This window comes from Lacticaseibacillus huelsenbergensis (assembly GCF_029726355.1).
GTDB classification, from domain to species: Bacteria; Bacillota; Bacilli; order Lactobacillales; family Lactobacillaceae; genus Lacticaseibacillus; species Lacticaseibacillus casei.
In genome coordinates, this window is sequence record NZ_CP120687.1 from 1,454,756 (window position 1) to 1,476,147 (window position 21,392).

Below are 21,392 nucleotides of genomic sequence, written 5' to 3' on the forward strand. Positions count from 1 at the left end.
GATGAGCGCAATGGAGTTGGAGCCGCAAACAAAAGCGTCGCAACGGTCCGCACCTGACACTGTCCGGCTGACGACCGCACAGGCGTTGGTTCGTTTTTTAAATCAACAATATATTGACGTGGATGGAGAAGTGACACCTTTTGTCGAAGGCATCTTCGCCATTTTCGGACACGGCAATGTGCTGGGGCTAGGAGAAGCCTTACAGGAAGATCCTGGTCATTTGAAGGTCTATCAAGGCCACAACGAACAAGGTATGGCCAGCACGGCGATTGCTTATAGCCGTCAGTTGTATCGCCATAAGATTTTTGCGGTGACGGCATCGGCAGGCCCGGGTTCGGCAAACTTTGTTACGGCGGCCGGCAATGCTTACGTTAACAATATTCCGATTCTCTTTTTGCCAGCCGACACGTTTGCGACACGCCAGCCGGATCCGGTTTTACAACAGATTGAAGTGGATGGCAGCGCAACGACGACCACTAATGATACGTTGAAGCCGGTATCCAAGTACTGGGATCGGGTTGAGCGGCCGGAGCAATTGATGAGTGCGCTGCTTAAGGCATTTGAAGTCTTGACGAATCCGGCGACAGCAGGGCCGGTGACGGTTGCACTGCCTCAGGATACCGAAGGCGAGGCTTTTGATTATCCGCTCAGTTTTTTCAAGAAGCGCGTTCATGTCGTGAAAAGGATTCAACCAAGCGCGGCGGAATTGGCGGAAGCAACACGGATGATCAAGGCAAGCAGCTATCCGGTTTTGATTGTTGGCGGTGGCGCGAAGTTTAGCGAGGCTGGCCCGGCAATCGAGGCGTTTTCGAATAAATTGAAAATTCCGATTGTTGAAACGCCGACAGGGAAGTCCACCGTTTCATCCGCTTTTGCGAACAACATGGGTGGCACCGGCGTTCTGGGGACCGCCGCTGCCAACGATGTGATTGCCAAAGCCGATCTGATTATTGGGGCGGGTACGCGGTATACGGACTTTACGACGGCATCCAAGACCGCCATTGATCCGGAGAAAACCCACATTAGCAATATTAATCTGAATCGCATGCAGTCCTATAAGTTTGATGGATTCCCAGTGGTTGCCGATGTGCGCGATACCATAACGCAACTGACAAACGCGCTGTCTGGATACGAAAGCGGATTTACCGACTTAGCTGACACCAAGGCGGCTTGGCAAAAAGAACGGAACCGTCTGGCACACACGAATTATGATGCGCCGGACTTTACGCCTGAAGTTAAAAACCAATTTAGTCCTGAAACCTTGGCTGAGTACGCGGCAAAACTGAAAACCCATTTCACACAAACTGAAGCAGTGATTGCGGTCAACGACACGATTGATCCAGACAGCATCATGGTCGCAGCAGCAGGTTCACTGCCGGGGGATGTTCAACGTATCTGGGATCCGGTCGAGCCGAACACTTATCACATGGAGTATGGGTATTCCATGATGGGGTATGAGGTTCCAGCAGCCTTGGGCGTCAAGTTGGCGGAGCCGGATAAAGAAAGTTATGCCTTGGTTGGGGATGGCAGCTTTATCATGTTGCATTCGGAACTCGTCACAGCCCTACAGTATCACAAGAAAATCAATATTTTGGTCTTTGATAATTCCGGATTTGCGTCGATCAATAATTTACAAATGGCGCAAGGCAGCAATAGTTACCTGACTGAATTCCGAACAGCCGATCACGATATTTTGACCATTGATTTTGCCAAAATCGCTGAAGGATACGGGGCGAAAACCTACCACGCTAATGATCGGGAAAGCCTGATCGCCGCTTTGGAAGACGCTAAAAAGCAAACCGTTTCAACGTTAATTGACATCAAGGTACTGCCGAAAACAATGACGCAAGGTTACGGTCAAAGCTGGTGGCGCGTCGGGGTGTCTGAAGTTTCCGACAATCCGAAAGTCCAAAAGGCGTATCGGGCCATTCAAGAAGGTATTGATCAGGCGTTTAAATACTAGGAGAAAACAACAAAAGGAGCGATCAACATGGTTGTCAAAGTTGGTGTTATCGGAACAGGCGCAATGGGTCGAGCGCATATTGATCGGCTGACGAATGTCTTAACCGGCGCAAAAGTGGTGGCAGTTACCGACATTAATCAAGAAGCGGCTAAAGCTGCGGTGCGTGATTTTAAACTGGATGCAAAAGTTTACCTTGACGACACGAGTCTGTTACAAGATCCGGATATCGATGCGGTCTTTGTTGTTAGTTTTGGTGGGGCACATGAAGCGACGGTTCTCAAAGCTTTGGATACGGATAAATTTATTTTCACGGAAAAGCCGTTGGCGACAACCTTGGAAGGCGCCAAGCGCATTGTCGACAAAGAAATGGGTAAACCGCGAAAGGTCATTCAAGTCGGATTCATGCGGCGCTACGACGAAGGCATTCATGCGTTGAAGGCCCAGTTGGATTCAGGCATCATTGGGACTCCGTTAGTTGTTCGGGCCAGTCACATCAATCCGGATGTGGCCGCGAACTATTCCAATGAAATGGCGATTACCGATACTTTGATTCATGAAATCGATGAGATGCACTGGTTGCTTGATGACGATTATGCATCGATTCAGATCACCTATCCGCGGCAGTCAAGCAAAGTGAACAACGAAGGATTGCGGGATCCGCAACTGGCGACGTTGACGACTAAAAAAGGCGTGGTTATTCAGGTGCTGGTTCATGTGACGGCGCAATATGGCTATGAGGTCAAACTTGAAGTGGTTGGGGAAACAGGCGAGTTGAAACTGCCGGATTATGGATTTGCGCCAATTGTGCGGACCCAGGCAACGCAACAAACCGCAATGGAAACAAGTTGGGTCAAGCGATTCTTGCAGGCGTATAACACCGAAGTACAGGAATTTATTAATCAAGTGGCCAAGAATCAGTCGCCAATTGGTCCTAGTGCGTGGGACGGCTATATTGCCGCTGTGACCGCAGAAGCCGGCATTCGCTCGCAGAAAGATCAGGAACCGGTTCTCATTAACGTAGCCGCAACACCGGCATTTTATCAAAAGAAACAGGCAGTAAAAGCTTAATGAACCAAATAAATGACTTGAGGAGGATATAAACGATGGCTCAACGGACAGTAAAAATCGGCATAGTGGGGTTAGGCCGACTGGGGAAAATCCATGCGACCAATCTGGCAACCAGTATTCAGCACGCTAAGCTGCAGGCAGCCACAAGTGTTGTTCCAGAGGAGTTGGCGTGGGCCCGCGAAGAACTTGGGGTTGAAGAAACCTATGAAGATTTCGACGATATGGTTCAAAACGCAGATATTGATGCTGTGTTTATTGTGTCGCCTTCAGGATTCCATTTGCCGCAAATTGAAAGCGCTATGAATGCCGGCAAACACGTTTTCAGTGAAAAACCGATCGGCTTGGATCTTGCGGCGATCAAACACACGCAGGCCGTGATCAACCAGCATCCTGATTTGAAATTCCAGCTTGGCTTCATGCGGCGCTTCGATGATTCGTACGTTTATGCAAAGCAGTTAGTTGATGAAGGCAAAATTGGCGACATTACACTCATCCGCAGTTACAGCATTGACCCGGCGTCCGGAATGGAAAGCTTCGTTAAGTTTGCGACCTCGGCTAATAGTGGCGGCTTGTTCTTAGATATGTCGATTCATGATATTGATGTGATTCGCTGGTTCACCGGTAAAGAGATTGACAAGGTTTGGGCGATCGGGTTGAATCGCGCCTATCCGGTTCTGGATCAGGCTGGCGAGCTGGAAACCGGCGCAGCGCTGATGCAACTTGAAGATAAGACCATGGCGATCTTGGTAGCCGGGCGCAATGCGGCACATGGCTATCATGTTGAAACCGAAGTCATTGGAACCAAAGGCATGTTGCGGGTTGCACAGGTACCAGAGAAGAATCTGGTGACGGTGATGAACGAAGAAGGCATCATCCGGCCAACCTCCCAGAACTTCCCTGAACGGTTTGCCCAAGCATTTCTGAGTGAAGAAAAGGCGTTTGTTGACAGCATTTTGCAAGACACTTCAGTCGGGATTACGGCAGAAGATGGCTTGCAAGGTACGAAAGCAGCGCTGGCATTACAGCAGGCATTTGAAAAGAACGATATTGTCAAAGTCGATGACGTAGATAAAAAGGTGGGTGCTTAAATTGACGATTGAGCTAGGAATTGCGCCAATTGGTTGGACAAATGATGATATGCCGGAACTGGGCAAAGAAGTGACATTTGAACAAGCGATTGATGAGATGGCGTTGGCGGGGTACCAAGGAACCGAAGTAGGCAATAAATACCCAAAGGATCCGGCAGTGTTAAAGCATTATCTGGCATTGCGCCATCTGAAGATTGCCAGCGCCTGGTTCAGTGCCTTTTTGACGACCAAGCCGTATGAGGAAACCGAAGCGGCTTTCATTAAACATCGGGACTTTCTTCACGCGATGGGCGCCAAAGTCATCGTCGTTGCGGAACAAGGACATAGCGTTCAAGGAATGCTGGACAAAGCCGTTTTTGATGACAAACCACATTTTACCGATGAAGAGTGGCAGCGGTTGGCGACCGGATTGGAACGATTAGGCGATCGGGCACATGAGGTAGGAATGCAAATTGTGTATCACCATCACATGGGGACTGGTGTTCAAACAACGGCTGAAATCGATAAACTGATGGCGATGACGGACCCAGACAAGGTTTCACTTTTGTTTGACACCGGACATCTGGTCCTATCCGGTGAAGATCCGTTAGACATTTTTAATCGCTACAAAGATCGGATTAAGCATATTCACTTCAAAGACGTTCGCCCGGAGCAAGCTAAGCAAGAACGGGCAGAACACATGAGTTTCTTGGCAGGGGTCAAAAACGGGATGTTTACGGTGCCTGGCGATGGCATGATTGATTTCAAGCCAATTTGGCAAGCCATTCAAAAGAGCAACTATAGCGGATGGATTGTGGTTGAAGCCGAACAGGATCCCGCCAAGGCAAATCCGCTTGAATATGCATTGAAAGCAAAACAGTACTTGGATACCATCATGGCAATCCCACAAGCGGTTTAAAGGGTTAGATTTAGAAGGGGTATGGTCCTTATGGCGTTGATACCAGCAACAACATTGATGCAAGCCGCACTGGCTCACCACGCTGCAATTGGTCATTTTAATATTAATGGTCCCGACTGGCTGGAGACGTATCTTAGCGTTGCTGAAGAAACCAAAACGCCGATTATTGTGGCAACTTCCGATCGGATTATGGATTTTCTTGGGGGCTTCGACTTCATGTCGCGCTACGTGCGTTTCATGATCCAAGCGTTGGAAATTACCGTGCCGGTTGTGCTTCATCTGGATCACGGCTTATCCGTCGAGCACGTTTATCAGGCGATTGATGCTGGCTATACATCGGTCATGTTTGATGGCTCAAAGTTGCCCATTGCTGAAAATGTCGCCTTAACCAAAAAGGTGGTCGCCTATGCGCATCAACGTCATGTATCGGTTGAAGCAGAAGTTGGCAGCGTTGGTGGGAATGAAAATGGCCTAATCAGCGGTGTTCAGTATGCCAGCGTGGCGGATGCGGTCAAAATGGCTGGCACCGGTATTGATTCGTTGGCAGCGGCACTGGGTTCGGTTCATGGCGATTATGTTGGGCGGCCCAAGCTTAACTTTGAGCGGATGACCGAGATTGCCCAAGCAACCCAACTACCGCTGGTTTTGCACGGTGCATCAGGTATTCCTGACGACCAGATTCAGCAAGCAATTCAAACCGGAACGGCCAAAATCAACATCAATACGGAAGTGAACACCGTGTGGACGGAAGCGGTTGCCAAAGCGCTTCAACAAAAACACTCCGGTCACGATCCGCAGCCAATTCTTACAGCAGGCAAGCAAGCGATGGCGCGCCTAGTTGAAAGTAAAATGAACGACTTTCATATTTTGGGGAAAAGTGCCCGGCTAACTGCGATGGAGTGAAAGCGTTACTGATATTGTGTTCAGTAAATCATGAAGTTGATTAACTGAATAGTGCGAATTATGAAAGCAGGGATGATATGCCACTGGTTCGGTTTGACATGTTAAAGGGCCGATCACCCGAAACGATTCAACAGATTTTGCAAATCACGCATGAGGTCATGGTGGCGGCTTTTGATGTACCGGCACGTGATCGGTATCAAATTGTCCACCAACATGAGCCTTACGAAATGGTTGTTGAAGATACCGGATTGGGAATACCGCGCACGGATAAGGTTGTGGTCATTTCATTGGTCAGCCGTGTACGTACCGTTCACCAATTAAAGCAGTTCTATGCAACACTGGCGGAACGGTTATCGGCGGCAGGGCTAGTCGATAAAAACGATCTCATGATCAATGTTTCGTTCAACAATGACCAAGGATGGAGTTTCGGCCAAGGGAAAGCGCAATTTCTGGATGGCAGTTTGTAGGTGAACCATAAGATAGATTGAAAATGCCTTGGCCGTTTCTGGAAGTCTGCAACGGTCAAGGCATTTTCTGTGCGGCTGCAAGACGTGTTAGAAAAGCTGACAACTAGCAGTATCAAAACAGTGTGTGCAAGAAAGCAGAGGCGTTAAATATGACGATTCAAATAGAAAAAATAGCGCTCAATCGAAAAGTGGCGCAGAACCGTTCACTCGAAAGTTTTTTCCAGTTAGCGACAGAGGTTGGCATTCATCAGGTGGAGTTGCGCAACGATATGACGGCGTCCGATCGTCCCGAAACCGTCATTGATCAAATGCCGGTCGCGGATTTTAATGCGTTAAAAGCCAAATATGGCATGAAAATTCTGACCATTAATGCGCTCCAACAATTTAATCAGCCAGCAAAGTTAGTCGCGAATCGGCAACTTTTGACCGGATTGGCCGAGTTAGCGGTTCAAATCGGCAGCCCAGCCATTATTTTCGTGCCGGAAGTTAATCCGCAAGATAACCGAACGCCGCAACAACGACTTGAAGACGCGGCTCACAATCTGCAAGTGTTTGGCGAGATCTTAGCGACTTATCACCTGACCGGCTTGGTTGAGCCGCTGGGCTTTATGGCTAGCACGTTGCGGTATCCGTGGACCGCACAACAGGCGATCAAATTGTCCGGTCGCACGGAATTCAAACTAACTATTGATACCTTCCACTTCTTCTTGGCGCATATAACGGCGGCGCAGTTTAAAGCAAATGTTGACGTGAAGCGAATCGGACTCATCCATTTGTCCGGCATCGAACCGATTCACGAGTTGCGCGAAGTTTTAGATGAGGACCGCATGTTTATCACAGACCGCGACATCATGCAAAATGTTGAACAGGTGCAACTTTTTGAAGCCATGGGCTATCAGGGCAACTATTCCTTTGAAGCCTTCTCGACACGGTTAGCTGCCGAAAGTAACCAGCAGTTGGCGCACGAAATCACCACCAGCATCGCGCAATTGAATCAACCAACGGCGGTTTCAGGCTTGGAGGTGTGAGACCATGAAATTAGCTTACGATCCTTCCATGTTTCGCGACACCATGACGTTGAAGCAGATGTTTGATGAGGTGGCTCGTCTCGGCTATGAATATGTTGAACTTTCGCCACGTAGAGATTTCATTTGGTTCTATGAACATCCGGTAGCGGACACGGCACTGATCAAGCAGGTAAAACGGTATGCTCAGGATGCCGGCGTTAAAATTTCCTCGGTGCTTCCGGTGCAACAATGGTCGTCACCCGATGAACAGGAGCGTGAATTTGCTGTCCGCAACCTGAAACGCACCATTGAAATCACGGCGGCGCTGGGTGTAAAAGTGTTGAATACCGAATTTTCAGGCGATAAGTTCCAGCCACTGGTATCACAAGGGCAGTGGTACAAGTCCATGGAAGAGCTGGCGCCGGAGTTTGAAAAGAACGGCATCACATTGGAAATTCAACCGCATCCCAATGACTTTATTGAATCGAACCTGGCTGCCAGTCGCTTAATCCGTTCGTTGGATGTGGACTGGGTACATCAGGTTTGGTGCAGCTCCCATGCCTTTTATATGGATGACGGGCGCGGTGATATTCGCCAACAGTTTGCCGAATCCGGTGATCTCATTACCCATGTTCTGATTGCAGACACGTTTAACCACAAAGGCAATCAAGGCTTGCGTTACATCATCAATCCGCCAGGCGCACCGGTGACGATCCACCAGCACTTAAACCCGGGCGAAGGTGAAGTCGATTTTGCCACACTTTACGCCGTGCTGCGGGAACGACATTTTAACGGCATCATCACCAACAACGTGTTCGCCTGGCCCGACAAGGTTGACTGGTCGAATAAAATTACGCTGCAATCGATTAAGAATGGTTTGCAGCTTTGACAGGTGCTGCTAGGTCATAGTTTGCGTTTGCTTACTGTGGGTAATTCGCTAAGACTATTTAGTTACTAGTGCCAAAGCGGAGCAATCGTAGGCCAGATGGGGCTCAGCAGTGGAAACAACACAGCGACCGGTCTTTGTCGCTGATGTTGTTAGGCGACTTTGAGACAGTGGTTTTCTGGCTCAAAGCGCCGTCACAGCGTTCCAGCACCATCTGGCCGGAGATTGCGGAGTTTGGCACGGCTTGTAATTTATTGCCTATGCCTTTTTATCTTGTTCAGAACTCATCAAACTGTAAACTTTCTTAAGAAATTATGACTCAACCTCTAAATTAAAATATTTCCGATCCAAAACGACACCTGATGCATGAATTCTCAGATGTCGTTTTTGTATACTTAAAGTGACATAAGCTGCTGATGATTGATTATCGGCGCGTCGCATCAATGGTGGCGCGCACCCGACGAAAGAGTGGGGCCGTCTGACTGTTGGTTTGAATAGCACTGATCATAAACAGCGTATCCATGAGGCTGAGTTCCGCGATTAACGCATGGAGCGCTTCGGTTCGGTAGCGCGATTCTTCGGCAACCGCGACAAACGCGGCATCGGCCATTTTTGCCAGACGAGAAGCCGGTGCGCCGGTGATCACGATAAGCGGCACCTGCTGTTGCTTGGCCAAGTCAGCTAACGCAATGGCGTCTTTATCTTCACCGGAATGCGATGTCAAAATCATGGCGTCATTGGCGCCCAGATGCGTTGCTGCCATGAGCTGCATATGATAATCCGCGGCATAGGAAACGGGGATGGCCGTCCGCAGAAACTTGTGATAGCCATCTAACGCAACAAGATTGCTGGCGCCTAATCCAAAAAGACCGAGATGATCCGCATGGGTAATCCAATTAATCGCTTTAGTCAAGGCAGCCGTGTCCAAGTTGGCCAAGGTAGTTCGGAGCGCATCGATATTGGAGGTGAAGATTTTTTGCGCTAAGGTCTCGACCGAATCGTCCGGGCTCAGTTCCGCAAATAGCTTTTGATCCGGTTCCGGTGGCGACTGAACCAACGCCATCCGCAGCGCCTGGAAGTTCGGATAACCCAACGCCTTGGCAAATCGCGAAATGGTGGCCGTACTGACGCCCGTTATTGCGCTGAGTTCCGCGATATTTGCCTGACTAGCGCGATCCGGATGCGTTTGAAGAAAATCCGCTAATTTCTTTTCTTGGCGACTCAAGTTTGGTTTGTAAATTTGTAGTTGTACCAGAAAATCGTGCATATGCCCCTCCTCCATTTCCTCAAGATGAGTATAGCATTAAATGTATGAATTGAAAATTAATTACGGACACTTTGCTTGATTTTTGTAATTTTTTTACATACAATGGCACCATGATCACGGAGGAGCGCTTTTGACCCCCGAGAAAGTGGTCTTGGCGTTCACATTAACGCGTTCGCCAGCGCAGAAGCCTACGTGTAAGGACCTTGGTCGCAATGGCCAAACCCGGGCCATCACGCCCAAGGCCGCTTACACTCCGGCTTCTAACCGCGCTGGCTCACGCTCACATTAACGCGTTCGCCGGCGCAGAAGCCTGCGTATAAGGACCTTGGTCGCAATGGCAAAGACCGCCATCACGCCCAAGGCCACTTATACTCCGGCTTCTAAGCGCGCCGGCTCACGCTCAGGGAGGGATAGCATATGCAAGTAGGTATGGTAGGTTTAGGCAAAATGGGTATGAATCTGGTCGCGAATATGCGCGATCATGATATTGAAGTGGTTGCGTTTGATTTGAATGATCAGGCGCGGACGGAAGTGGGTCAATATCAAGCGAGAGCTGTTGCCAGTCTGGACGCATTGGTGATGAGTCTGGCGTCACCGCGGATTATTTGGAGTATGGTACCGGCGGGGAAACCAACCGATGCAACGATTAATCAGCTGGCCAAGTTACTGCGTCCTGGCGACATCGTGATTGATGGTGGCAATTCTTATTATCAGGATTCCATCAAGCGAAGTCAGTTGCTGGCAAAAGATGGCATTCACTTTTTTGATGTCGGGACGTCCGGTGGCATGGCAGGCGCGCGGGCCAATGGCAATTTCATGATCGGCGGCGACCAAACGCAATTTGCCAAAATTGAACCGCTGTTTAAAGCCATTGCCGCGCCTGGTGGCTATCTGTATACTGGCCCAGCCGGCTCAGGGCATTATCTGAAAATGGTTCACAACGGTATTGAATACGGCATGATGCAGGCAATCGGTGAAGGCTTCGATGTTTTGGCGCATAGTCCCTATGATTACGACAATGAAGCAGTGGCCAAAATGTGGAACAACGGCTCCGTGATTCGCAGTTGGTTGATGGAACTGGCTGGTAATGCCTTCAGCGACGATGCCGATCTCGAAAAGATTCAGGGGATCATGCATAGTTCGGGTGAAGGCGCATGGACAGTCGAAGAAGCCTTGCGCTTGCACGTGGCAACGCCGGTGATTGCAAGTGCTTTGATGATGCGTTATCGGTCAGAAGCGGCCGATACCATGACCGGTAAAGTAGTTGCTGCTTTACGCAATCAATTCGGGGGACATGCAGTTGATCCCACGACCGGAAAACAAGGCGGCAAGTGAAATAAAGGAGAAGAACGTGATGTCTATCAAATATATGATCGGGGTTGATTTAGGTACAACGAGTACCAAGGTCGTTTTGTTTGATCTAAAAGGCCAAGCAATTGCGACGGCGAATAACCCTTACCCGTTATATCAAGATACGCCGGATATGGCTGAAGAGGATCCGGAAGAAATCTTTGCAGCGACGGTTGGCGGATTAACCGAAGTCATGCATCGCGGGAATGTTCAGCCCGGTGAATTAGGCGGCGTTTCGTTTTCAGCCGCCATGCATAGTCTGATTTTGATGGATGAGCATGACAAACCGATCACACGGGTTATTACCTGGGCAGACAATCGGGCGGCGGCTTACGCGACGAAACTGAAGCAAAGTGACCTGGGGATGACGCTGTTTAAGGCGACCGGAGTTCCGACGCACCCGATGTCGCCGCTGGTGAAGTTACTGTGGCTCAGTGCCGAGCATCCCGAGCTTGTCGCCCGCACGCGTCATTTTATCGGGATTAAAGATTATATCTTGTTCCGCTTTTTCGGGCGGTATGTTCAAGACTATTCACTGGCAAACGCGACGGGCTTGTTCAATATTCATACGATGGATTGGGATGATCGTGCCCTAGATGTCGCCAATGTCCGGCGCGATCAACTGCCGGAGTTGGTGGATACGAGTTATCAGCTGACCGGGTTGAATGCTAATTACGCCGCCGTGACCGGCATTGACGACAAAACACCGTTCATTCTCGGGGCTAGTGATGGCACGCTAAGTAACCTTGGCGTTGGCGCGATTGATCCTGGCGTTTTGGCGGTCACGATTGGCACTTCAGGCGCCGTTCGCGTGGTGACGGATAAGCCGGTTGTTGATCCGCAAGGGCGGTTGTTCACTTACTACTTGGCACCTAATAAGTGGGTCGTCGGCGGTCCGGTGAATAATGGCGGCATCGTGTTCCGCTGGGTGCGCGATCAATTGTTTGCGCCGGAAAAAATCACCGCCGAGCAACTACAGGTTGATTCATATGAAGTTTTGACCGATATTGCCAGCAAAATTCCTGCCGGTGCCGATGGGCTATTATTCCATCCGTATCTTGGCGGGGAACGGGCCCCAATTTGGGACGCGAATGCGCGCGGCAGTTTCTTCGGCTTAACCCGCCAGCATACACGAGCACACATGGTTCGCGCGGCACTTGAGGGCATCGTTTATAACCTGTATATGGTGATGTTGATGATCGAAGGCATTACTGGCAAACCTCGCGCCATTCAAGCGACAGGCGGGTTCGCCCGCAGCGCATTATGGCGGCAAATGCTGGCCGATGTGTTTGAACAGGAGGTCAATATTCCTGAAAGTTTTGAAAGTTCAGCACTGGGAGCCGTGGTGATCGGGATGAAATCGCTAGGGTTGATTGATGATCTCAGTGTCGTCAAGGATATGATTGGCGTCACCAACACACACGAACCGAATGAAGCTAATTTCCAGGCTTATCGGGAATTGTTGCCAATCTGGATTCGGCTAACGCGCAAGCTAGGCAGCGAGTATCAGGCGATTGCCGATTATCAACGCGCGCATCCGGATCCGAGGGCACGTAGCAAAGAACAGGATTAATCAGGCATATAAAATTAGGCGACAGACGCAAACGATCACAAAAGCGGCTGCCACTTTTTATCGATAGTTTTGTAAGCGGTTTCTATAAGCGCGGGCATATGCTCAAATTAACGCGTTCGGCGACTTCTAACCGCGCCGATTCATGTCAAGGAGGACTGAACATGGATTTACTTGTCTTGGTTCTAGGCATTCTATTACTGTTGGTGTTGATTATTAAGTTTAAGTTCAACACTTATGTTTCTCTGATAATAACAGCTGTTGTTGTGGCGCTGGGGCTGGGGATGGCGCCGGCTAAGATCGCCACGAGTATTCAAACCGGTATTGGCTCGCAATTAGGTGAGCTTGCGCTGGTCTTTGGTTTTGGTGCGATGCTGGGACGGCTGGTTGCCGACGCCGGTGGTGCTTATCGCATCGCCCACACGCTGATTAACGCGTTCGGACGCCGGGGTCTTCAATTAGCGGTGGTTTTGGCTTCTTTCATCATCGGCATTGCTTTGTTTTTTGAAGTCGGGATCGTTTTGCTGGTTCCGATCGTCTTTGCCATTGCTGCCGAAGCCGGTGTCCCGATTTTGACACTTGGCATTCCGATGGCAGCCGCCTTGTCGGTTACGCACGGCTTCCTACCGCCGCACCCGGCACCGACAGCCATTTCGACAGCGCTGGGTGCTTCAGCTGGACTGGTGCTGGCATATGGGGTCATCATTGCAGTCCCAACGGTCTACATTGCCGGCCCGCTATTTTCCAAACTTGCCCATCGGCTGGTTCCGGATGCTTTTGAACGGCGTGGCAATTTAAAAGCGTTGGGCCCGCAAAAAACCTTCAAGCTTGATGAAACTCCGGGCTTCGGTATCTCGGTTTTGACCTCGCTGTTTCCGGTTATCCTGATGGCCATTGCAACGGTCTATGAACTGGTTCTGCATGGCGGCAAAACGCCAAAAACACCGACAGGCATGGACAATCTGATCGTCTTTATCGGATCACCGAGCATTGCGATGCTAATCTCACTTCTGTTCGCTATGTGGGCCATGGGTTATGCCCGCAAGCTACCAGCCAAGGATATCATGGCTACGCTGGAAGATGCGGTGAAGTCCATTGCGATGCTGCTGCTCGTTATCGGTGGCGGCGGTGCGTTTAAGCAAGTCTTAATTGATGGCGGCGTTGGTGATTCCGTGAAAAATCTATTCGTCTCATCGTCCATTTCGCCACTGATTCTTGGCTGGTTAATTGCTGTGGTTTTGCGAATCGCCTTGGGCTCGGCAACCGTTGCTGCCATGACCGCCTCTGGACTGGTGTTGCCTCTGATGCAAAGCGCCGGCATCCAACCGGCGTTGATGGTGCTGGCAATTGGCGCAGGATCATTGGCAGCCAGCCACGTCAACGATGCCGGATTCTGGATGTTCCGTGAATATTTTGACCTCACCATTAAGCAAACCCTGCTGACATGGACCTTGTTGGAAACAATTATCTCGGTTGTTGGACTGGGTGGCGTGCTTTTGTTGAGTTTGTTTGTTTAAAGGCAAAAATATTAAAAAGTCGACGATACGTCGGCTTTTTTGCGTTTACAAGCTGAAGCCGATCGTCGCAGTCAGCCGCTCAATATGATAAACTTACGCCATTCACAAATACAGAAATGGAGATCTTTAACTTATGTACGAACCAACCAAAAAACGCCGTGTTGCCGAAGATGTTGCCAAGGTTTTTCCCGAAGAAGTAACGAATCAGCTTTTTGATGTCATTGCCGTGATGCAAAAGGCCAAGCAACTAGTGACGGCGCCGGTGGCGATTGCCTTTTCGGATGATTATACCGATGACGAAATGTATGCCATGATTATTCAAGGTAACCTGGCGCCTGCGCAGGAATTTCCGTTGACCTATAAAGGGGACAAGCCGTTTTTGGGGCATGGCTATATTCTTGTGGTGAAAGATAAGCCGAAGACGATTCGGATTGACTTTAGTGCCGCAAATCCGTTTAAAGCAGATAAAACTAAATAAAACTGGCCTTTTCATGAAAACTTAGGTAAAATAGTAGATCGTAATCGTTACCGTCTACGATTGGGAGGCAGCTATGAGCGAACCAATTTTGTCTGTGAAGCACCTTAGTTTTGGATTTCGCGATCAACAGCTTTATCGCGACCTGAGTTTTCATTTGGATGTCGGCTCGATAACGAGCTTGGTTGGGCCGAATGGGGTGGGGAAGACCACGCTGATTCGCCTGTTGATGGCACAGTTAAAGCCGCAAGCCGGCACGATTCAGTTTCGCAAGCAGCCACCGGTTCGACTGGGCTATGTACCACAATTTCGCAATGTCGACGAAGAATTCCCGCTGTCAATCCGCAGCTTTATTCAGTTGCGGCAGCTGGACCATCTTTTCTTTTGGCATACGCCTAAGGAAAAAGCGGCGCTGAACCGGGTTATCAAAGCGACCCACTTAACGCATATTGCTGACACGCGGCTCGGGATGGCGAGTGGCGGTGAAAAGCAGAAGGCCTATTTAGCCCAGGCGCTGTTGGACGATCCCAACTTTTTGATTCTTGATGAATCGACGGCGAGCCTGGATGTGAATACCAAGCATGAGTTGATGGATCTGGTCCAGGAGCTGAACGAGACCCAGAAGTTAACGGTGTTGTTCGTGACGCATGACTTGAGCCTAGCGAAGCAATATACCAAACAATATTTGCTGTTGACTGGCGATCGTTACGAAATGAAGCCAACTGCCGAAATGGATCTGGCTTCAATGCCGGAAGAGTTGCGCAATGATGCCGAGAATCGCGGGGTGATCGCATGAATTTATTTGCTTATGCCTTCATGCAAAATGCTTTTATGGCTAGCACGTTTATTGCTATCACGACCGGTATTGTCGGCGTCTTTGTGGTTGCCCGTAACATGTCCTTCCTGGCGCACACCTTGTCTGAGGTGGGCTTTGCCGGTGCCGCATTTGCGGTGTTTGCCGGCATTAGACCGCTTGACGGGATGTTGATGTTTACAGCCATTAGCAGTATCAGTGTCGGCCGCATGTCGGTTCAGGCCTCACGCCGGGAAGCGTCGATTAGCGCGGTTTCGAGCTTGTTCATCGGCTTGGGCATTTTGTTTTTATCGCTTTCGAGTGCCAATGCTAGCTATGCGACGACGATTCTGTTCGGTAGCATTATCGGCATTTCGCGCAGTGACGTTTGGCAGCTGGTTGCGTTGGCTGCTGGCGTTTTGTTTACGTTGTATTTTGGGTATCGCCGCCTAGCATTTGATTCATTTGATCCGGTGGGCTCTGCCGCGCAGGGGTTGAAAAGTAAATACATTTCCATTTACTTTCTACTCATTCTCGCGGTGTCGGTTTCGATCGGCGCGCAGATCGTCGGTAGTTTGCTAGTATTCATTTTACTCACGCTGCCGCCTAATGTTGCCAAGTATCTGGGAAGAACCCTGCCGCAGATGATTGTGATTTCCGTCATCACGGCCCTAATCGGAGTCTGGAGCGGCCTTTACCTGGGGTTCCTGACGAACTGGCCAGTGACGTTCTTCATTGCCGCCATTGAGTTTATCTTTTATTTCCTGGCGCTGTGGTATCACCACCAGACAAATTGATTGAATCGTAGGAATGAGGCTGGGTCATAATTCACAGCCAGACTAAAAAAGATGAACATACTCTTGTCGTTATTGAGAGTATGTTCATCTTTTGTTTCTATGGGGTAATTCGGTGAGGTTATTTAAGATATGAGTGCCAAAGCGGAGCAATCGTAGGCCAGAGGGGGCTCAGTGGTGAGATTGTACTAGCCGGGCGGTCTTCCCGGCGTAGTACAAGGCCGAGCTTTGAGACTCAGCCGGGTTTGCTGAGGCTCAAAGTCGTGCCCACCACGTTCCAGCCCCCTCTGGCCGGAGATTGCGGAGTTTGGCACGGCTTGAAACTTATTGCCTAAGCTTTTTTTATTGTTCGGAATTCACTAATCTAAGAGCGTTCTCGTAAAATTATGACTTAGCCTCATTTTCCTGTTAATCTAAATTCCACTAGTGCCGCTCACGCTGCTGGCGCAAAAATTCAGCGACCTCTGCCCGATAGTGGTGGGATTGGTCAAACTGGGCAAGGTAGGCGGCATCGTGGGTGCTTGTCGCGCCAGTGTGCCGCAACTTGGTGTAAACCTCCAGATAAGGCAGTTGGGCTTCCTTGGCCACCGCCAATTCGGCCGAGACGTCATAGGAAACCTGCCGTAAGTTCAGATTGGTGATGGCGCCGTTGCTGAGTTCCAATAATGCGTAATCTGCATAGCTGGTGGTTTGCAACTTGGCGCGCGGTGAATAGGCTTGGCCAATCGAACCGGGATTGAGAATAACCTGACCGCTGCTGGTATAGCGCAGCAATTGCTGATGGGTGTGCCCATAAATCGCAATGTCGATATCTTGACTCGGAGCAATCTGGTCAAAGTTTGCCTGTGGTTGGTCGGGGTATAAGCGATGACCGTGATTAGAGTCTGGCAGATTGTGGGCCAGGCTGATCACGAGGCCATCTTGTTCAAAAACGTCATGCAGCGGCCAATGACGGATGGTCGTCAACATGTCGGCCGTCAGCTGCGGCCACAGATACGCCACTAAGCGACTGAAGTAGACATCGGTGGGTTGCGCCAAGTCGACCGGACCATCTAAAACCCAGAATAAGTCGTCATCCCAGTTTCCTTTAACAAGATGGGTCAGTGGCAAGGCATGCAAATCGTGCCAGAGGTTGGCTGCTCCTGGGCCTGGTAAGAATAGATCGCCAAGAAACCAGTATTCATCTGGATGATGTGCCTGGGCGTCTTTAATAACCGCCGAAAAGGCAGTCATATTGCCGTGAATATCTGATAAAATGGCGATTTTGGTCATGCTTCATCCCACCGTTCGTTCATCGTGACTAATCCTTGCGTGCCTAAATCACCTTTGCCTGCTGCTACCATTTTGGCATAAAGATCTTCGGCCAATTCGGTTGCCGGTAACTGTAAATGCATTTTCTTGGCTTCGTCTAACGCAATGCGGAGGTCTTTGAGAAAATGCTTGGCGAAAAAGCCTGGCGTGTAATCGGCTTGCAGCATGCGAGGACCGTAATTACTGAGACTCCAGTTCGCCGCGGCGCCACTGCCGACGACTTTCAGGATTTCATTCAGATCCAGTCCGGCAGCTTTCCCATAGACGAGCATTTCGCTCAATCCGGTCATCGTGCCGGCAATCATAATTTGATTGGCCATTTTGGCATGCTGCCCGGAACCGGCCGGACCAAAATAATTGACGGATGATGCGATCGGTGCAAACAGCTCTTTGAGTTTCGGCAGTAAGTCTTTTTGACCGCCGATCATGATGGTGAGAGTGCCTTTTTTAGCGCCGATGTCCCCACCGGAAACGGGTGCATCAATGGCAATGACGCCTTTTTCTTTGGCTTTTTCGGCAATTTGCTTGGCCAGTGTCGGGGTGCTGGTGGTCATGTCAATCACCAAGTCACCGGCCTGAGTACCGGCCAGAATGCCATCGCAACCAAAATAGACTGCTTCGACATCTTGCGGGAAGCCGACCATCGACATGACAACATGACATTGTGCGGCAACGGCATGGGGCGACTCTGCCCAGACCGCGCCTGCATCTAAGACCGCTTGCGCATGGGTCTTAGTGCGATTGTAAACGATGACTTCCTGACCGGCTTTAAGAAAATTCTTGATGATCCCGGTGCCCATCACACCAGTGCCAATAAATCCAAGTTTCAAAGGACTCATCCTTTCTGTAAAAGTTCTTCCAATTCCGTTAAACGCTTTTCAAACATCGAAAATGCCGCTTCCAGATAGTCCGGTTTGGTCATATCGACGCCAGCGGTTTTCATGGTATCGATGGCGTATTGCGAGCTACCTGACTTTAAATAGTCCAAGTAGCGGGACGCGGCGTTGGGTTCACCGCTACTAATGCCCGCGGCTAGCGTTGATGCTGCGGCAAATCCGGTTGCATACTGATAGACATAATAATTGTAATAGAAATGCGGGATTCGTGCCCATTCGAAGGCAATTTCGGGATCGCGGGCAACATCCGGTCCATAATACCGGGCATTGAGATCGGCGTAGTAAGTCGCCATGCTGGTTGCCGTGAGTGGCTCGCCTTGTTGGTCCTGTTGATGAATCCAGTGTTCAAATTCGGCAAATTGCGTCTGGCGGAAAACGGTGCCTTTGAACCCATCGAGATAGTAATTCAGGATGTAGGCACGTACTTTGGGATCATCCGTATGGGTCAGGAAGTAATCGGTAAGCAGATTTTCGTTAGTGGTTGAAGCAATTTCGGCAACAAAAATCGGATAGTCCCCATACACATAAGGCTGATTGTGACGCGTGTACCAGCTGTGAACGCTGTGGCCGGTTTCGTGAATCAAAGTATAAAGCTCATCCACCGCGTCATGCCAGTTCAGCAAAATAAACGGATTCGTATCGTAAGACCCGCCTGAATAGGCGCCGGAGCGTTTGCCTTTATTTTCGACGACATCAATGTAGCGGTTATCGAAAATTTCCCGGACATGGCTGAGATAATCATCGCCAAGTGGCGCCAAGGCCTTTAATGCTTCGGCTTTGGCCTGGTCAAGCGTGAACGTCAATGGCGGCTTGCCCGTCAACGGGGTGTAAATGTCATACATGTGCAGTTGATCGACGCCCAAGACTTTTTTCCGCAATGCGACATAACGATGCAAAAGTGGCAGATGGGTGTTGACCTGGTCGATGAGGGTCGTATAAACACTTTCCGGAATGTGGTTGCTTGCCATTGCCGCCGCGCGGGCATTGGCGTAATGATGGGCTTTGGCATTGAAATTGTGCGCCTTGACCTGGCCGCTCAGCGTTTGAGCAAACGTGTTCTTCATGCTTTCGTAAGCACGCAGTAACGTTTCAAAGGCTTCTTTGCGCAATTTTCGCTGAGTTGAGCGAATCAGCTGGCCATACAAGCCGTTACTGAGCTGGACCGTTTCGCCGTCTTCATTTTCGACAAAACCGAATTGCAGGTCGGAGTTGTCTAGGACGTTGAAAGTGGCATGACTGGCGTTCAGCGCATCACCGGCACTGGCAATCAGAGCTTCCGATGCGGTTGTCAGCACATGTTGGCGATTGACGGTGATCGCATCAATAAAATGCCCAAACGGCTTAAGACTTTCAGTGTCGCGCCATGCTGCCAGCTTGTCGGCCGGAATTGCCAGAATTTCCGGATCCAAAAAGGCTAACTGACTGGCCAGCCCGGCGCCGAGACTTTCAGCCTTGGCATTCATCGCCTGATAAGTGGCGTTGCCAGTATCCTGATCGCTTTTCAGGCTTGAATAAACATAGACTTTCTCAAATCGTCGAAAGACTGCTAAAACCGCCTTGATGCCGGTGATGAGCGCAGCGGCTGAATTGCCTAACGTTCCCTTGAGCGCAGCCGCCTCTTTGGCCTGTTCGCGGACAGCTTCAAAGTCGGCTGTCCACGCCGCATCATTTGGATAAATGGTGGTTAGATCCCATGTCAGCTTGGTTGGGACATCTTCACGTACCGGTAAATGTTGCATCTGATCAGCTCCAATTTCTAATATTTCTTTAATGTTACCATATCACGCTGATTTTTGAGCTAAATCCCTTCTTTCTTCATAATTATCTGCTACACTACCGTAGAAACTAAAACTGGAGTGAAGAAGTAATGTCTAAGCAACAAGATTCAAATCTGCGAACGACACATGATAAACCTAAGCGGCGCCATCCGATTCTTCGGGCAGTGGTCGTCATCGCGCTCGTGGCGTTATTCCTTGCGGGCGGCTATGCGGCCAGATTCTACTCCCAAGCGAAGAAAGCCGTGGCGAAAACTTACGATCCCGTCAGCACCAAGGCCGTTGACTCTGACCTTGATGGCAAAAAGCCCATCAGTATTCTCCTGATGGGAACCGATACCGGCGCTTTTGGTCGTAAAGATACCGGTCGATCCGATACCCTCATGTTAGTGACCATTAATCCTAAAGAAAAGAAAACAACGATGGTCAGCATTCCGCGTGATACCCTGGCAGAAATGGTGGGGACTGGCAACGACTCTTCAACCTATGAAAAGATCAATGCAGCGTACTCTTATGGCAAATCAAGCGCAGCTATCAAAACCGTTGAAAAGTTGTTGAATGTTCCAATTAATTATTACGTGACGGTTAATATGGAAGGCCTGCAAAAGATTGTCGATGCTGTCGGCGGTGTGGACGTCAACGTACCATTTACCTGGACAGACGCCAACACCGGTGGTCAGACGTTCAAGAAAGGCAAAGCCCATCTCAATGGCGAACTGGCACTTGCTTACGCGCGGATGCGTGACGAAGATCCGGAAGGTGACTATGGCCGGCAGAAGCGGCAACAGGAAGTCATCAATCAAATTGTCAAGCATCTGTTGTCAGTTAAGTCGTTGACCAATTATCAGAAGGTCATGGATTCCTTATCTTCCAGCATGCGGACGAATCTGACGTTTGATGACATGATGGCGATTGCCCAAAATTACCGGGCTTCAGCGGGCACTATCGAACGTAAGCAACTTCGAGGTATCGGTGTTTACATTGATAATGCTGCCTATCAGGTTATGAAGACCGATACGCTTCAGAAAACGTCAGACGAACTGCGTGAACAACTAGGTTTACAAAGCGAAAAGCTAAGTAACTTCAATACCCGGCAAAATGAAATTAACAATGCGGCCGGTTTTGACTGGACCGCCAACAATCCGGTTTATACGGTTTCGCTTGACGGTGCCACTACTGGGCCGTGATGTTCTGAGATATTTAGTGTCTCAAACCTAGGCATAACCGAAAAAAGACGAAAGAATTCTCAAATCGCAGTTTGCGATGGCGAGAATTCTTTCGCCTTTTTGTTTCTGCATCGAGGCGGGCAAGCCAGCGCGGCAAGCATCGTCCCTTTTACACTCCTTTGGTTCATATACAGCAAG

At 49.7% G+C, this 21,392-nt stretch carries 19 protein-coding genes; 15 read left to right on the forward strand and 4 right to left on the reverse strand.

The window, feature by feature from the left end:
* The first annotated feature begins 1 nt into the window (after position 1).
* From iolD to LHUE1_RS06600, 8 genes are all read left to right on the forward strand, one after another.
* Complete coding sequence (iolD, locus tag LHUE1_RS06565) at positions 2–1,963, forward strand: 3D-(3,5/4)-trihydroxycyclohexane-1,2-dione acylhydrolase (decyclizing) (protein ID WP_277848284.1); 1,962 nt, start codon at positions 2–4, stop codon at positions 1,961–1,963.
* A 27-nt stretch (positions 1,964–1,990) separates the two neighbouring features.
* Positions 1,991–3,031 carry a Gfo/Idh/MocA family protein gene (locus LHUE1_RS06570; RefSeq protein WP_217774426.1) on the forward strand — a complete coding sequence of 347 codons (1,041 nt, stop codon included), beginning with the start codon at positions 1,991–1,993 and terminating at the stop codon, positions 3,029–3,031.
* A gap of 35 nt (positions 3,032–3,066) precedes the next feature.
* A complete protein-coding gene (iolG, locus tag LHUE1_RS06575) occupies positions 3,067–4,119 on the forward strand; it encodes an inositol 2-dehydrogenase (RefSeq protein WP_049170148.1) in 1,053 nt (350 codons plus the stop codon).
* Between the two features lies 1 nt (position 4,120).
* Positions 4,121–5,017, forward strand: a complete 897-nt coding sequence (iolE, locus tag LHUE1_RS06580; RefSeq protein ID WP_213291469.1) for a myo-inosose-2 dehydratase — start codon at positions 4,121–4,123, stop codon at positions 5,015–5,017.
* 30 nt (positions 5,018–5,047) lie between these two features.
* On the forward strand, positions 5,048–5,920 hold the full coding sequence (locus LHUE1_RS06585; RefSeq protein ID WP_049170152.1) for a class II fructose-bisphosphate aldolase: 873 nt from the start codon (positions 5,048–5,050) through the stop codon (positions 5,918–5,920).
* 77 nt (positions 5,921–5,997) lie between these two features.
* On the forward strand, positions 5,998–6,387 hold the full coding sequence (locus tag LHUE1_RS06590) for a tautomerase family protein (protein ID WP_049170154.1): 390 nt from the start codon (positions 5,998–6,000) through the stop codon (positions 6,385–6,387).
* A 149-nt stretch (positions 6,388–6,536) separates the two neighbouring features.
* Positions 6,537–7,415 carry a TIM barrel protein gene (locus LHUE1_RS06595; protein WP_049170156.1) on the forward strand — a complete coding sequence of 293 codons (879 nt, stop codon included), beginning with the start codon at positions 6,537–6,539 and terminating at the stop codon, positions 7,413–7,415.
* A 4-nt stretch (positions 7,416–7,419) separates the two neighbouring features.
* Positions 7,420–8,283, forward strand: coding sequence for a sugar phosphate isomerase/epimerase family protein (locus LHUE1_RS06600; RefSeq protein ID WP_010489784.1), 864 nt, complete (start codon positions 7,420–7,422; stop codon positions 8,281–8,283).
* Positions 8,284–8,704: 421 nt separating this feature from the next.
* Here LHUE1_RS06600 and LHUE1_RS06605 read toward each other — a convergent pair whose 3' ends face one another.
* Positions 8,705–9,547, reverse strand: a complete 843-nt coding sequence (locus tag LHUE1_RS06605) for a MurR/RpiR family transcriptional regulator (protein WP_049172628.1) — start codon at positions 9,545–9,547, stop codon at positions 8,705–8,707.
* Between the two features lie 417 nt (positions 9,548–9,964).
* On the opposite strand from LHUE1_RS06605, the gene gnd reads away from it, so the two are divergent.
* The 6 genes from gnd (at position 9,965) to LHUE1_RS06635 (ending at position 16,049) form a co-directional block, all read left to right on the forward strand.
* Positions 9,965–10,882, forward strand: coding sequence for a phosphogluconate dehydrogenase (NAD(+)-dependent, decarboxylating) (gene gnd / locus LHUE1_RS06610; protein ID WP_049169214.1), 918 nt, complete (start codon positions 9,965–9,967; stop codon positions 10,880–10,882).
* Between the two features lie 19 nt (positions 10,883–10,901).
* Positions 10,902–12,470, forward strand: a complete 1,569-nt coding sequence (gntK, locus tag LHUE1_RS06615) for a gluconokinase (protein ID WP_049169213.1) — start codon at positions 10,902–10,904, stop codon at positions 12,468–12,470.
* A gap of 161 nt (positions 12,471–12,631) precedes the next feature.
* A complete protein-coding gene (locus LHUE1_RS06620) occupies positions 12,632–13,984 on the forward strand; it encodes a gluconate:H+ symporter (protein WP_049169212.1) in 1,353 nt (450 codons plus the stop codon).
* Positions 13,985–14,117: 133 nt separating this feature from the next.
* Positions 14,118–14,462 (forward strand): hypothetical protein, encoded by a 345-nt coding sequence (locus tag LHUE1_RS06625; protein ID WP_025013473.1) that lies wholly within the window; start codon positions 14,118–14,120, stop codon positions 14,460–14,462.
* Between the two features lie 73 nt (positions 14,463–14,535).
* Entirely contained in the window at positions 14,536–15,255 is a 720-nt protein-coding gene (locus LHUE1_RS06630; protein ID WP_049169211.1) for a metal ABC transporter ATP-binding protein, read from the forward strand.
* The gene (locus LHUE1_RS06635) at positions 15,252–16,049 is read left to right on the forward strand and encodes a metal ABC transporter permease (protein ID WP_010489770.1); all 798 of its coding nucleotides are present in this window, start codon (positions 15,252–15,254) and stop codon (positions 16,047–16,049) included. Before LHUE1_RS06630 ends, LHUE1_RS06635 begins: the two co-directional genes overlap by 4 nt.
* A 420-nt stretch (positions 16,050–16,469) precedes the next feature.
* Here LHUE1_RS06635 and LHUE1_RS06640 read toward each other — a convergent pair whose 3' ends face one another.
* From LHUE1_RS06640 to pepF, 3 genes are read right to left on the reverse strand one after another with little or no spacing between them, the layout of a single operon-like run.
* Positions 16,470–17,318: a metallophosphoesterase family protein gene (locus tag LHUE1_RS06640; protein ID WP_049170433.1), complete on the reverse strand. Its 849-nt coding sequence runs from the start codon at positions 17,316–17,318 to the stop codon at positions 16,470–16,472.
* On the reverse strand, positions 17,315–18,196 hold the full coding sequence (locus tag LHUE1_RS06645; RefSeq protein ID WP_049170436.1) for an NAD(P)-dependent oxidoreductase: 882 nt from the start codon (positions 18,194–18,196) through the stop codon (positions 17,315–17,317). The genes LHUE1_RS06640 and LHUE1_RS06645 overlap by 4 nt, the downstream gene beginning before the upstream one ends.
* Positions 18,193–19,992, reverse strand: a complete 1,800-nt coding sequence (gene pepF / locus LHUE1_RS06650; RefSeq protein WP_277848285.1) for an oligoendopeptidase F — start codon at positions 19,990–19,992, stop codon at positions 18,193–18,195. Before pepF ends, LHUE1_RS06645 begins: the two co-directional genes overlap by 4 nt.
* Before the next feature lie 128 nt (positions 19,993–20,120).
* Here pepF and LHUE1_RS06655 point away from each other — a divergent pair, with 128 nt between their 5' ends.
* Positions 20,121–21,215 (forward strand): LCP family glycopolymer transferase, encoded by a 1,095-nt coding sequence (locus tag LHUE1_RS06655; protein WP_047106504.1) that lies wholly within the window; start codon positions 20,121–20,123, stop codon positions 21,213–21,215.
* Positions 21,216–21,392: the final 177 nt, after the last annotated feature.

Excerpts from the sequence above, each read along its gene's own strand:
- iolD (WP_277848284.1), top strand. The coding sequence starts at position 2 with ATGAGCGCAATGGAGTTGGAGCCGCAAACAAAAGCGTCGCAACGGTCC.
- LHUE1_RS06570 (WP_217774426.1), top strand. The coding sequence starts at position 1,991 with ATGGTTGTCAAAGTTGGTGTTATCGGAACAGGCGCAATGGGTCGAGCG.
- iolG (WP_049170148.1), top strand. The coding sequence starts at position 3,067 with ATGGCTCAACGGACAGTAAAAATCGGCATAGTGGGGTTAGGCCGACTG.
- LHUE1_RS06585 (WP_049170152.1), top strand. The coding sequence starts at position 5,048 with ATGGCGTTGATACCAGCAACAACATTGATGCAAGCCGCACTGGCTCAC.
- LHUE1_RS06590 (WP_049170154.1), top strand. The coding sequence starts at position 5,998 with ATGCCACTGGTTCGGTTTGACATGTTAAAGGGCCGATCACCCGAAACG.
- LHUE1_RS06595 (WP_049170156.1), top strand. The coding sequence starts at position 6,537 with ATGACGATTCAAATAGAAAAAATAGCGCTCAATCGAAAAGTGGCGCAG.
- LHUE1_RS06600 (WP_010489784.1), top strand. The coding sequence starts at position 7,420 with ATGAAATTAGCTTACGATCCTTCCATGTTTCGCGACACCATGACGTTG.
- LHUE1_RS06605 (WP_049172628.1), bottom strand. The coding sequence starts at position 9,547 with ATGCACGATTTTCTGGTACAACTACAAATTTACAAACCAAACTTGAGT.
- gnd (WP_049169214.1), top strand. The coding sequence starts at position 9,965 with ATGCAAGTAGGTATGGTAGGTTTAGGCAAAATGGGTATGAATCTGGTC.
- gntK (WP_049169213.1), top strand. The coding sequence starts at position 10,902 with ATGTCTATCAAATATATGATCGGGGTTGATTTAGGTACAACGAGTACC.
- LHUE1_RS06620 (WP_049169212.1), top strand. The coding sequence starts at position 12,632 with ATGGATTTACTTGTCTTGGTTCTAGGCATTCTATTACTGTTGGTGTTG.
- LHUE1_RS06625 (WP_025013473.1), top strand. The coding sequence starts at position 14,118 with ATGTACGAACCAACCAAAAAACGCCGTGTTGCCGAAGATGTTGCCAAG.
- LHUE1_RS06630 (WP_049169211.1), top strand. The coding sequence starts at position 14,536 with ATGAGCGAACCAATTTTGTCTGTGAAGCACCTTAGTTTTGGATTTCGC.
- LHUE1_RS06635 (WP_010489770.1), top strand. The coding sequence starts at position 15,252 with ATGAATTTATTTGCTTATGCCTTCATGCAAAATGCTTTTATGGCTAGC.
- LHUE1_RS06640 (WP_049170433.1), bottom strand. The coding sequence starts at position 17,318 with ATGACCAAAATCGCCATTTTATCAGATATTCACGGCAATATGACTGCC.
- LHUE1_RS06645 (WP_049170436.1), bottom strand. The coding sequence starts at position 18,196 with ATGAGTCCTTTGAAACTTGGATTTATTGGCACTGGTGTGATGGGCACC.
- pepF (WP_277848285.1), bottom strand. The coding sequence starts at position 19,992 with ATGCAACATTTACCGGTACGTGAAGATGTCCCAACCAAGCTGACATGG.
- LHUE1_RS06655 (WP_047106504.1), top strand. The coding sequence starts at position 20,121 with ATGTCTAAGCAACAAGATTCAAATCTGCGAACGACACATGATAAACCT.